The 11,752-nt window shown below is 61.8% G+C and carries 11 protein-coding genes; 8 read left to right on the top strand and 3 right to left on the bottom strand.

The window, feature by feature from the left end:
- Positions 1 to 602: SurA N-terminal domain-containing protein (locus EN964_RS10930; RefSeq protein ID WP_206528707.1), on the bottom strand; the 602-nt coding region annotated here is incomplete at its 3' end.
- 145 nt (positions 603 to 747) lie between these two features.
- Between EN964_RS10930 and tpiA the strand changes: the two genes are divergently transcribed.
- From tpiA to EN964_RS10905, 5 genes are all read left to right on the top strand, one after another.
- Entirely contained in the window at positions 748 to 1,515 is a 768-nt protein-coding gene (tpiA, locus tag EN964_RS10925; protein ID WP_127268769.1) for a triose-phosphate isomerase, read from the top strand.
- Positions 1,516 to 1,685: 170 nt separating this feature from the next.
- On the top strand, positions 1,686 to 2,156 hold the full coding sequence (secG, locus tag EN964_RS10920) for a preprotein translocase subunit SecG (RefSeq protein ID WP_127268768.1): 471 nt from the start codon (positions 1,686 to 1,688) through the stop codon (positions 2,154 to 2,156).
- A 211-nt stretch (positions 2,157 to 2,367) separates the two neighbouring features.
- Positions 2,368 to 3,495 carry a L,D-transpeptidase gene (locus tag EN964_RS10915; RefSeq protein WP_127268767.1) on the top strand — a complete coding sequence of 376 codons (1,128 nt, stop codon included), beginning with the start codon at positions 2,368 to 2,370 and terminating at the stop codon, positions 3,493 to 3,495.
- Positions 3,496 to 3,641: 146 nt separating this feature from the next.
- A complete protein-coding gene (locus EN964_RS10910) occupies positions 3,642 to 5,270 on the top strand; it encodes a CTP synthase (RefSeq protein ID WP_164748819.1) in 1,629 nt (542 codons plus the stop codon).
- A gap of 18 nt (positions 5,271 to 5,288) precedes the next feature.
- Positions 5,289 to 5,825: a DUF1697 domain-containing protein gene (locus EN964_RS10905; RefSeq protein WP_127268715.1), complete on the top strand. Its 537-nt coding sequence runs from the start codon at positions 5,289 to 5,291 to the stop codon at positions 5,823 to 5,825.
- A gap of 35 nt (positions 5,826 to 5,860) precedes the next feature.
- Here the strand turns inward: EN964_RS10905 and EN964_RS10900 are convergent, their stop codons facing one another.
- Both EN964_RS10900 and EN964_RS10895 read right to left on the bottom strand, forming a co-directional pair.
- The gene (locus EN964_RS10900; RefSeq protein ID WP_127268714.1) at positions 5,861 to 7,318 is read right to left on the bottom strand and encodes an NCS1 family nucleobase:cation symporter-1; all 1,458 of its coding nucleotides are present in this window, start codon (positions 7,316 to 7,318) and stop codon (positions 5,861 to 5,863) included.
- Positions 7,319 to 7,560: 242 nt separating this feature from the next.
- Entirely contained in the window at positions 7,561 to 8,463 is a 903-nt protein-coding gene (locus tag EN964_RS10895; RefSeq protein ID WP_127268713.1) for a LysR family transcriptional regulator, read from the bottom strand.
- Positions 8,464 to 8,699: 236 nt separating this feature from the next.
- On the opposite strand from EN964_RS10895, the gene EN964_RS10890 reads away from it, so the two are divergent.
- The 3 genes from EN964_RS10890 to EN964_RS10880 form a co-directional block, all read left to right on the top strand.
- The gene (locus EN964_RS10890) at positions 8,700 to 10,214 is read left to right on the top strand and encodes a leucyl aminopeptidase (protein WP_127268712.1); all 1,515 of its coding nucleotides are present in this window, start codon (positions 8,700 to 8,702) and stop codon (positions 10,212 to 10,214) included.
- 55 nt (positions 10,215 to 10,269) lie between these two features.
- Positions 10,270 to 11,175 carry a proline iminopeptidase-family hydrolase gene (locus EN964_RS10885; RefSeq protein WP_127268711.1) on the top strand — a complete coding sequence of 302 codons (906 nt, stop codon included), beginning with the start codon at positions 10,270 to 10,272 and terminating at the stop codon, positions 11,173 to 11,175.
- A 19-nt stretch (positions 11,176 to 11,194) separates the two neighbouring features.
- Positions 11,195 to 11,752 (top strand): ABC transporter substrate-binding protein (locus EN964_RS10880; RefSeq protein WP_245490643.1); only part of this gene is annotated, 558 nt, incomplete at its 3' end.

Raw genomic sequence — 11,752 nt, 5'->3', positions numbered from 1 at the left:
GCCTTGGGCAGCGTCAAATAGTCGATGGTGCGGTCTTCGCCGCGATAGAGCGCAACCGCCTTGAAGAAAGTGTCCGGAGCCTTGAGGCCATCCGAGACCGCCTCGACAATTTGCTGGCGCACGGCCACCTGGGCACGGTTCTTCAAATAGTCCTCGGGCCGCATGCCGATCTGCTGCAGCATATATTCGAACGTTCTGCGGTCGAACTGGCCGCCCGGGCCCTTGAAGGCTGGGTCCTCGCGTGTCAACTCGGCCAGCCGATCCTTGGAAAGTCCGAGGCCCAGCTTGCGGGCCTGTTCGTCGAGAACGGCACCAGAGACGAGCTGAGCCAACACCTGGTTGTCGACGCCGAGCGCCTTTGCCTGTTCGTGGCTGAGACGTTGGCCGAACTGTTGCGACATGACGGCGAGCTGGCGATCGTAGGCGAGACGGTATTCGTTGATCGATACTTTGGTGCCGCCGGCGGTTATCACCGAATCGTGGCCGGCAAGACCGCTCATCAGCTGCCCGGAAACGCCCCAGACCAAAAAGCTGAGCACCAGCAGCACCAACAGCCCCTTCGCGACCCAGGTGCCTGCCGCGTTTCTCAATATACCAAGCATTTTTACTTCCGATTTATGCGCATTTTCGCACGCGCCGAGTCTGAAACAAGCGCAATAGCGCCCTTCCGGCCCACTGTCGATTGCTTTGTGGCCTGATTTTGGTAGTGAGGGCCAGAGCCCCGATATCATCCGGAGAAGCAAACCCATGACGCCAGGAATTCGCCCGCTCGTCGCCGGCAACTGGAAAATGAACGGCACCAGCGCCTCGCTCAACGAGCTCCGGATGATCGGCAACGGTTTCATGAGCGGACTTGACGCGGAGACCGAAGCGCTGGTTTGCGTTCCCGCAACCCTGCTTGCTCACGCCGCGGAGATCCTGTCACGCACGCCGGTGCATGCCGGCGGTGAGGATTGCCATACCAAGGAGAGCGGCGCCTACACCGGCTGCATCTCGGCGGAAATGCTCAGGGATGCCGGTGCGAGCCATGTCATCGTCGGCCATTCCGAATGCCGCGAGCAACGCGGCGAGGATGACGCCACTGTCCAGGCCAAGGCATCCGCCGCATGGCGTGCCGGGCTTGTTGCCATCATTTGCGTCGGCGAAACGCATGAACAGCGTGAAGCGGGCGCCACGCTGGACGTGCTGTCGCGGCAGGTCGATGGTTCGGTCCCGTCAAGCGCCACCCCATCCAACACCATCATTGCCTATGAGCCGGTATGGGCGATCGGCACCGGCCTGACGCCGACGGCCGGCGATGTGGCGGCAGCACATGCACATATCCGCGAAAAGCTGTCGGAAAAGCTCGGCGGCGTCGCGGCGAAGATGCGCATTCTCTACGGCGGCTCGGTCAAGCCCTCCAACGCGGTCGAACTGCTCGGCGTCAGGAATGTCGACGGCGCGCTGGTCGGCGGCGCCAGCCTGAAAGCGGCGGATTTTCTCGGCATCGCCGAGGCTTATCGCAATATTGCCTGAAGACATTCGCTCCGCCGGACAGGGCTTCCGGTGCACGAAATCGTTGCAAAGGACGGGTTGCTTCCCATATTCCGGCCACGGGCTTGGAAATGCCGTCAAAGCATTGTATTGAGCCGCCTCCAATTCACCGGTCGTGTCCGCGGCCGGGCAAGGCCTTGCCAGGATAAACTATGGAAACCGTACTGATCGTCATCCATCTCATGGTCGTGCTCGCCCTTGTCGGCGTGGTGCTGCTGCAGCGTTCCGAAGGCGGCGGCCTCGGCATCGGTGGCGGATCCGGCTTCATGACCGCGCGTGGTGCTGCCAATGCCCTGACGCGTGCGACGGCGATCCTGGCGGCCGCCTTCTTCGCCACGTCACTGACACTGTCGATCGTCGCCCGCTACGGCGAGAAGCCGATCGACATCCTCGACCGCGTGCCGGCGACGTCGGACGGTGCGGGCAAAGGCGTGCTCAACCAGTTGCCCGGCACGACCACCCCGGCGCCCGCCGGCAGCACCACGCCGACGCCGCCTTCCGGCAACGACGCTGCGGCTCCAGCGACTGCCCCGGCCACGGCGCCTGCCGCCGGTTCGACGCCGCCGGCGACCAACGGCACGGCTCCCGCCGCACCGGCGACCCCGCAGGTCCCGAACCAATAGTCTTCCACGCTTGAAACCGCGATCTGTGGTCGTTTGAACACAGTCGCGGCAAATGCAGCAAGATCACGAAGATTCGACAGGGTGAGGCGGGGCCTCGCGCTTGAGGCAGCCGCGCTTATTCGACTATAGATTGCGCGCGGCATTTCCGGCGCCCTTGGGGGGCGCTGGGCGACGCCGTGGGCAACAAGCATAGAACGATCGGATCTTCGCCATGCAGCTTCGCAGCTTCATTTTCCTGGGACTTTGCGCCGCACTCGGCATGAGTTCCCCAGCCTCCGCCGGCGTGCCGGCAAATATGGCCGCACAGCCTTCGGCTGAAACAACTTCTGCAATCAACGTCGCCGTCAAGAGTGATGCGTCGCAATTGAAGCTTCTCAAGAAGAAGAAAAACCCGACGCCCGACGACCTCGCCCAGATCAAGAAGATCGAGGCCAAGATCGTTGCCGACAAGGAAGCCGCCAAAGCCAAGGCGCTCGAAGCCAGGAAACTGGCGATGCGCGAGGCGGCCAAGGCCAAGGCCGACGCTGAACGGCAGGCGTTCCTGGCCAAGAAGGGCAAGGGCGCGCAGGCAACCCAGGTGGCCGATGCCAAGCCAGCCAAGAAGCTGGTTGCCAAGATCATCGAACCAATCGAACCGATCGCGCCGATCCAGTCGGCCGAGCCGCTTCCGGCAGAGGCGATGAACATCGCCCTGACCGGCAACAATGGCGAGTTGCGTAGCGAGGTCATCGGCCAGAAGCAGCCGAGCAGCGGCGGTTTGTTCGCCGGTCTCTTCGGCGGTAGCTCTTCCTCTTCGTCGATTTCATATCTTCCCGAGACACGGGCTCTCGACCAGGCTCTCGCCAAGAGGGAAGCCAAGAAGCAGTTCAAGGTGAAGCCGGAATTCGTGCCGCAGGACGTGGAATTCAGCGGTTACGCTGCCGGCACCATCGTTATCGACACCAGCGCGCGCCGCCTCTACCTCGTCGAATCGTCCTCCACCGCGCGCCGCTACGCCATCGCGGTCGGCCGCGACGGCCTGCAGTTCAAGGGTACGGTTGCAGTCGGTGACAAGCAGGAATGGCCGCGCTGGATCCCGACGCTGGACATGCAGAAGCGCGAGCCGAAGCATTACGGCCAGTATAAGGACGGTATGCCCGGCGGTGGCCAGAATCCGCTCGGCGCGCGCGCCATCTATCTCTATGACGGCAAGAAGGACACGCATCTGCGCATCCACGGCACCATTGCGCCGCAGTCGATCGGAACCAGCGCTTCGAATGGTTGCTTCCGCATGATCAACGAGCACGTCATGGACCTTTACAGCCGCGTCAGGGTTGGCACCAAGGTCGTCATCATCTGACGTTTTCGTCATCCTGCCGAAAGGGCCGGCTCAGCCGGCCCTTTTGTTTTGCCTTGTTCACGATCCAAGCGCCTTCTTGGGAAAAAAGCTTCGCGGCGGTTTTTTCTCTGGCGGAATCAATCCGGCCGCGTTAAGCGATGACTCCCATGGCGCGATATGTATTCATCACAGGCGGCGTGGTTTCCTCACTTGGAAAAGGCATTGCCGCAGCGGCCCTTGGGGCTCTCCTGCAGGCGCGAGGCTATCGCGCACGCATCAAAAAACTCGATCCCTACCTGAATGTCGATCCAGGCACGATGTCGCCGTACCAGCATGGCGAAGTCTTCGTCACCGACGATGGTGCGGAAACCGATCTCGATCTTGGCCATTACGAGCGCTTCACAGGCCGCTCCGCCAACCAGCAGGACAACATCACCACCGGCCGCATCTACAAGAACATCATCGAGCGCGAGCGGCGCGGCGACTATCTCGGCGCAACCGTGCAGGTCATCCCGCACGTCACCGATGAGATCAAAAATTTCGTTCTCAACGGCAATGACGATTATGATTTCGTGTTGTGCGAGATCGGCGGCACGGTCGGCGACATCGAGGCGATGCCATTCCTGGAAGCTATTCGTCAGCTCGGCAACGACCTGCCGCGCAACAACGCCGTCTACGTCCATCTGACGCTGATGCCCTACATCCCGACGGCAGGCGAGCTGAAGACCAAGCCGACTCAGCATTCGGTCAAGGAGCTGCGCGGCATCGGCATCGCGCCCGATATCCTGCTGGTCCGTGCCGACCGCGCCATTCCCAAGGAAGAGCGCAGGAAACTGTCGCTGTTTTGCAATGTGCGCGAAAGTGCCGTGATTCAGGCGCTCGACGTGCCGCATATCTACGATGTGCCGATGGCATACCATAGGGAAGGGCTCGATTCGGAAGTGCTGGCCGCCTTCGGCATCGATCCGGCGCCGAAGCCGCGCATGGAGCCGTGGCAGGCGGTGTCCAACCGCATCCACAATCCTGAAGGCGAGGTCACCATCGCCGTTGTCGGCAAATATACCGGCCTCAAGGACGCCTACAAATCTCTGATCGAGGCGCTCTCGCATGGCGGCCTTGCCAACCACGTCAAGGTCAAGCTCGACTGGATCGAATCGGAGATCTTCGAAAAAGAGGATCCGACGCCCTGGCTGGAAAAGGTGCATGGCATCCTGGTCCCAGGCGGCTTTGGCGAGCGCGGTGCGGAAGGCAAGATCCTGGCGGCGAAGTTCGCGCGTGAGCGCAAGGTGCCGTATTTCGGCATCTGCTTCGGCATGCAGATGGCCTGCATCGAGGCAGCGCGGTCGCTGGCCGGCGTCGAACATGCGTCTTCGACCGAGTTTGGTCCGACCGAGGAACCGGTGGTCGGCCTGATGACCGAATGGCTGAAAGGCAACATGCTGGAGAAGCGCCGCGAAACCGGCGATCTCGGCGGCACGATGCGGCTCGGCGCCTATCAGGCCGAGCTCGCCAAGGGCTCCAAGATCGCCGAGATCTATGGCGACACACAGATTTTCGAGCGCCATCGCCACCGCTACGAGGTCAATGTCGACTACAAGGAGCGGCTCGAGGATTGCGGCCTGGTGTTTGCCGGTATGTCGCCCGACGGCGTGTTGCCGGAAACGGTCGAATACCCGGACCATCCGTGGTTCATCGGCGTGCAGTATCACCCGGAACTGAAAAGCCGGCCGCTCGAGCCGCATCCGCTGTTCGCCAGTTTCATCGAGGCGGCCGTGGAGCAGAGCCGGCTGGTGTAGCGATCAGGTCGGGCGGCAATGCAGACCTATGTCGCACTGCTTTACAGCATCATCCTGGCTGAGGGGCGACGGGTCGTCATGGCCGACCTCAAGGCCATGGCCGAAGAGCTCGGGCTGAACAACCCGCGCACGCTGGTGGCGACGGGCAATCTGGTCTTCGAGGCACCGGCAACTGATATCGCCGACCTCGAACAGTGGTTGGAGGCAGCCTTCGAAAAAACCTTCGGCCGCCATGTCGATATCATTGTGCGCGGTGCCGAGGACTGGCTGAAGCTTGCCGCCGGCAATCCGTTTCCGATGGAATCGAATGCGACCGCGGATCAGGTGGCGGTGCGCGTGATGCGTAAGCCTGCACCCGAGCAGGCCGTGACGGCACTGCAGGCCTATGCCGCCGAGGACGAGAAAGTGACTTCGCTCGGCGGCGACATCTGGGTCGTCTTTTCGCGAGAGAGGCCAAGTTCGCGGCTGCTCGCGGCAATGAACCACAAGCGCATGGGCATCGGCACGTCGCGCAACTGGAACACGGTGCGCAAATTGGCCGAGATGATCGGGTAGTTGGGGCGGCTTTGCGCCGCCCCTGATGATGCTCGTCAGGCTTTCGCGGTCTTGGCGCCTGCGCCCAGAGCGGCGGTGCGCAGCACGTAGTAGATAATGCCGGCGATCGCCACGCCGAAGAACCAGCCATAGACACCCCACCAGGACGGCAGCCAGTTGGTGAAGTTGGGCAGGATCGACGAGAAGATGGCGCCGATGCCTGCTGCGATGAAGGCATTGACGTGCCAGCCGCCCTGGAAACGGAACTCGCCGTCCTCGCGGTAGAGCGCCTCGACGTCGACCTCGCCCTTCCGGATCAGGTAGTAGTCGACCATCATCACCCCGAAGATCGGCCCCATTGTCGCGCCGATGATGTTGACGAAGGAAGCGGCACTGCCTTCCCACGGCGCGAAGGGGTAAAGCAGCAGGGCAATCACGGCCGCGATATAGCCGCCCTTCTTGAAGTCGATCTGCCTGGGAAAGACGTTGGAGAAGTCGAAGGCCGGCGAGACGAAGTTTGCCACCACGTTGATGCCGAGGGTTGCCACGGCAAAGGTCAGGGCTGCGAGCGCTGCCAGGAACCAGCTGTCGAATTTCGCCGAGATCTGGTCGGGATGCAGCAGCACCTCGCCATAAACGTCAAAGGCGGCAATGGTGGTGACGCCGGCGACCAGCGAGAACAGGATCAGGTTGATCGGCAGGCCCCAGATGTTGCCCTTGCGCAGCGATGCCTTGTCCGGCGCGTAACGGGCGAAATCGCAGAAGTTGAGATAGAGCGCCGAGAAATAGGTGACCCAGATCGCGGCCACCGCAAACAGCGAGGTCCACGATCCCGGCGTGCCGGGCACGCCCGCGTCCTTCGTCTTGTCCAGCAACACGTCCATCGGGATATCGCTGGTGAAGGCAAATCTCCCGGATTTCACGCAGAGATAGATCGCCAGGATCAGCATCATCACCCAAACCGCGGGGCCGGCCCAGTCCTGGAAGCGGCGCACCGTTTCCATGCCGTTCTGGATGATCAGCAGTTGCAGCCCCCAGATGACCACGAAGCAGATCACCTCCAGGCCGGTATGGCCGAGGAAATGCGTGCTGGCGTTGAAATCGGCGAACCATTGCGTTCGGATCAGCAGCGCCACGATCGCGCCCGAGGCGGCGGCCGTCTGCGCGCCGTACCAGAAACAGGCGACGATGGCGCGCACCAGTGCCGGTATGTTCGCACCCCAGATGCCGAAAGAGGCGCGGGCAAGCACGGGGTAGGGCACGCCCGTCTTCACTCCGGCATAGCCGACCATATTCATCAGCACATAGATGATCAGCGAGCCGATACCGATGGCGATGATGAAGTTGACGAAGCCGCCGCAGAACAGAAACAGGCTAGCGGCCAGATAGTAGCCCCAAAGGCTGTGGACGTCCGACGTCCAGACGTTGAAGATCGAGAATGGTCCCCAGTTTCGAACTTTGGCCGGAGCCAGATCCTCGTTGTACAGATCAGGTGAAGCACCCTGTATCGTCATGGCAATGTTCCCCTTTTGCAGCACGCGCCCTCACGCGTTGACCGCGTGCAGGTTAAGCCTGCCGCAGGGGAACCGACAAGCAACCTATTTGCCGGCTTTGGCCTTAAAGATATTCAATGAGAACTGCGATTATCGATGCAAGGCGATGGTGGGTCATCGCTGAACCCGGCACGGATGATTCGAAGTTCGACGCTGGGATTCCAATGTGAAGCGGTGGCTGCCGACATCTTCGGTAGGGGGCCCTAAGCGATGGCCATCACCTGCTTGTGGTCCGCGACTTCAGCGAGCAGCCAATCCTGAAACAGGCCGGTGCCTGGTTTGTTGCCGATGCTGCGACGCTGATGCAGGTAAATGCCGGCCGGATAGGTGTGGCGGACATGGAACGGCGCGACCAGTTTGCCTTGCTGCAGAAAATCTTGCGCCATTATCGTGTCCGCAAGCGCTATTCCGGCGCCATTGATCGCTTCGCGCATGATGAGCGTACAATCATCCAGTGTTGTGCTGGATTTTGGCGTCGTTTCCAGAACGCCTTCCTGCTCCAGCCAACGCTTCCATCTCATGGTTTCGCATTCATGGATCAGATGATGATTGACCAGATCGGCCGGCGATCGCAGCGGCACAGGCCCCTCCAAAAGCGAAGGCGCACAGACCGGGGTCAAAAGCAGCGGGATCAGCAGCGTCAAAGCCGGGCCGGCCTTGTAGACGAACTCGTCGACAATGGCCAAATCGAAGTTGGCGCGCTTGCCTGAAGTGGAGATCTCCAAATCCACCGACGGATGCAACCGGCGAAAGTTCGGCAACCGGTCCGCCAGCCAAAGGTTCAGAACGGTGGGCACGCACAAGACCCGGACCCGTTGGATCTTGCCGTGGCGCGAGCCGTCCGAGAGGCTGACGTCATCGGTGGCGCGCCAGATGGCTTCGAACGCCTCCGAGAGGCTGCGCGCATAGTAGGAGCCCCTGATGGTTGGCGTTATCTGGCGAAAACCGCGTTCGAACAGGTCCTGGCCAAGATTTTGTTCAAGCGCGCGGATGTGGCGACTGACAGCCGAGGGTGTCAGATGCAGTTCTTCCGCCGCGTCCTTGACGCTGCCGAGGCGAGCGGCAGCCTCGAAAGCGCGCATGCCATTGAGTGAGGGAAGGGCCATTGGCCGATCATGAATTGTCAGTTGAGTTTTTGTCAATCGACATGGGCAGAATTCGCGTTTGATCGCCTGCCCCCTTAGGGGATACCCAGAAGACAAGAGCAATTAAGTCGTCTCAAGAAAGCGACTGTTTGGGGACCGGCACTATACCATCGACGGCTGAGACCGGCTTGACCAGTCTCACCGGTGGAGAGCGAAGCTTTGCTCGGTATCGCCGCAATTGGAGAGAGCGCCAGCCTATGCCTCAATCGCCAGCGCCGGTCTTCGAAGCTGCGGACGAGATTTCCGCGGAAACCTCCGTCGTCGTGATTTTGCAAACTGCCCAACCAAGCTTTGGTCCCCGGGCAGCGGCTCTGGACGCTGAGATGAGCGGGATCGTGTCACGTGCTTGCTCCGACCCGGCCGCCTTGGCCGAATCCGGCACCTGCATCGATCTCATCGCCCCGCAAACAGTATCGACCAAGCGTGTGGTCGTCCTGGCCTTGGGCAAAGCCGAAGCCGTAACCACCCTCTCGTTGGCGCGCGCCGGCGGTCTGCTTGCCGCACATCTGGAAGGCAAGGGGGAATGCGCGGCCACTCTGGTCCTGGACCCCATCGCTGGCATTGAACTATCCGGCGCCGAAATCCTGGCGCGTGTCGCGCTTGGCATGCGGCTGCGCCGCTATCGTTTCGACATGCGCAACCGGCGGCAAGGCGCGGGGGCGGATCGAACCTTGCGGGTGAAACTGGTCGGAGCCGGCGGCACGGATCTGACCGCGGCGCTGACGCGGATCAATGCAATCGCCGACGGCGTCGAATATGCACGCACCTTGGTCAACCTGCCGCCAAACCATCTCCACCCCGACAATTTCCATGATCATCTGGAGCCGCTGCGTGAAGCCGGCATCGACATCGAAATGCTCGATGCCGCGCAACTGAAGGAGCTCGGCATGAACGCGCTCCTCGCCGTTGGGTCGGGCTCGGCGCGTCCGCCACGGGTCGCTGTCCTGCGCTACCGCGGCAAGGGTGCTCCCGCCCAACCACTCGCTTTCGTCGGCAAAGGCGTCTGCTTCGATTCGGGAGGCCTCTGCATCAAGGGCGGAGCGCAGATGTTCGACATGAAAGCCGACATGGGCGGAGCGGCGGCTGTGGTCGGCCTGCTGATCGCGCTCGCCCGGCAAGGCAGCCCGGTACACGTTGTCGGTGTTCTCGGCATCGCCGAGAACATGCCATCGGGCACCGCGCTCAAACCGCGCGACATCATCACCACGGCCTCGGGACAGACAGTGGAAGTGTTCGACACGGATGCGGAGGGACGCCTGCTTCTGGCCGACTGCCTCTACTATGCAGCCACGCGCTTCAACCCTTCGGTGATCGTCGATCTGGCGACGCTGACCTATTCGGTGACGCGTGGCCTGGGGTCGATATTCGCAGGCCTATTCAGCACCGACGATGCCATCGCTTCACAGATGATCGCGGCCGGAGAAACGGTCGGCGAGCGGTTCTGGCGGCTGCCGCTCGACCGGGCCTATGATGAGGGTCTGCAATCGCCGTTCGCGGACCTCAGGCATCATGCCAAGGACATGGAAGACGGCGACGCTCCCTATGCGGCGGCCTTCCTGCGTCACTTCACGGAAGACCGCCCCTGGGTGCATCTCGACATCGCCAGCAAGGAACTGACCGACACCGATCGGCCTCTGGGCAGGCAAGGCGCCACGGCATTTGGCGTGCAGATGCTGGAAGAGTGGGTGCAGGTCACCCGCAACATGAGTTAGGGCGCCTGCCGTCACGGACAAATACAAGATGCCTTCAACCGCACTGGGAACTGGGATGTCATCTGAGATCATAGGCATGGAAGGACGGGCCGCTTTCGACGCCTACGAGACCTGGTATCGGGTCAGTGGCGAACTCGGTGGCGAAAAGGCGCCTGTGGTGATCCTGCATGGCGGCCCAGGCGTCGCTCACAACTATGTCGATGCCTACAAGCTTCTTGCGCGAAGGGATCGCGCCGTCATCCACTACGACCAGTTGGGCTGCGGCAATTCCACCTTGCTGCCTGAGAAAGGCGCCGATTTCTGGACACCTGGGCTGTTCATCGACGAGCTTGAAAACCTGGTCGACCATCTCGGCATTCGGACGGGCTTCCACGTCCTCGGCCAGAGCTGGGGCGGCATGCTGGGCGCCGAATATGCCGTGACGCGGCCGCAGGGCCTGAAGTCGCTGACCATCGCCAACTCGCCGGCTTCCATGAAACTGTGGGTCGAAGAGGCCAACCGGTTGCGTGCCGACCTACCCGCGGATGTGCAGGAGACACTGACCCGGCACGAGCAGGCCGGCACGACGGGCGATGCGGCGTACCAGGCGGCGACGATGGTGTTCTACGAGCGGCATGTCTGCCGGGTCGTGCCTTTCCCGTCCGAAGTCACGGAAAGTTTCGCCCAGGTCGTGCGCAATCCGACCGTCTATAATCTGATGAATGGGCCAAACGAATTCCATGTCATCGGAACGCTGAAGAATTGGAGCATCGTCGACCGTCTGCCGGCCATCGATGTTCCTACTCTGATCATCTCCGGACGTCACGACGAGGCCACGCCCGCGACCGTGCAGCCCTACAAGGACGGCATCAAGGGGTCTCGCTGGGAGATATTCGAGCATTCCAGCCACATGCCGCATGTCGAAGAGCAAGATGCGTGCATGCGGGTGGTGGGAGACTTCCTGGACCACAACGACAATTGAAGAAAAGGGGAATGAAGACATGAAGAAACTGCTTCTGGCGGCAACAGCCGCGGCATTGCTGGCCGGTACATGGCTGGCCCCGGCACAGGCCGAATATCTCAAGGAGCACCGAGGCGGCACCATCCGCCTGCTGGCCCGCTCCGCGGCCGGAACGCTCGATCCGCACATCAATTACACGGACCAGGGCTGGCAGATGTACCAGCCGATCTATGACGGCCTGGTAGCCTTCCGCAAGGCCGAGGGTATGGACGGCTTCACCATCGTTCCCGATCTGGCCGAGGCGTTGCCGCAGGTCAGCAATGACGGCAAGACCTTCACCTTCAAGCTGCGCAAGGGCATCAAGTTCTCCAGTGGCCAGGATCTTGGCGTGAAGGACGTCGTCGCTTCTTTCCAGCGCATCTTCAAGGTTTCCGGACCCACCTCCGGCACGTTCTATGCCGGCATCGTCGGTGCCGACAAATGCCTGGCCGACACCAAGAGCTGCACGCTGGAAGGCGGCGTTGTCGGCGACGAAGCGGCCGGCACCATCACCATCAACATCACCAAGCCGGATGCCGAGCTGCTCTACAAGCTCGCC

This window comes from Mesorhizobium sp. M7A.F.Ca.CA.001.10.2.1 (assembly GCF_003998575.1).
Lineage (GTDB): Bacteria > Pseudomonadota > Alphaproteobacteria > Rhizobiales > Rhizobiaceae > Mesorhizobium.
This window is presented reverse-complemented; position numbering and strand designations above follow the sequence as displayed.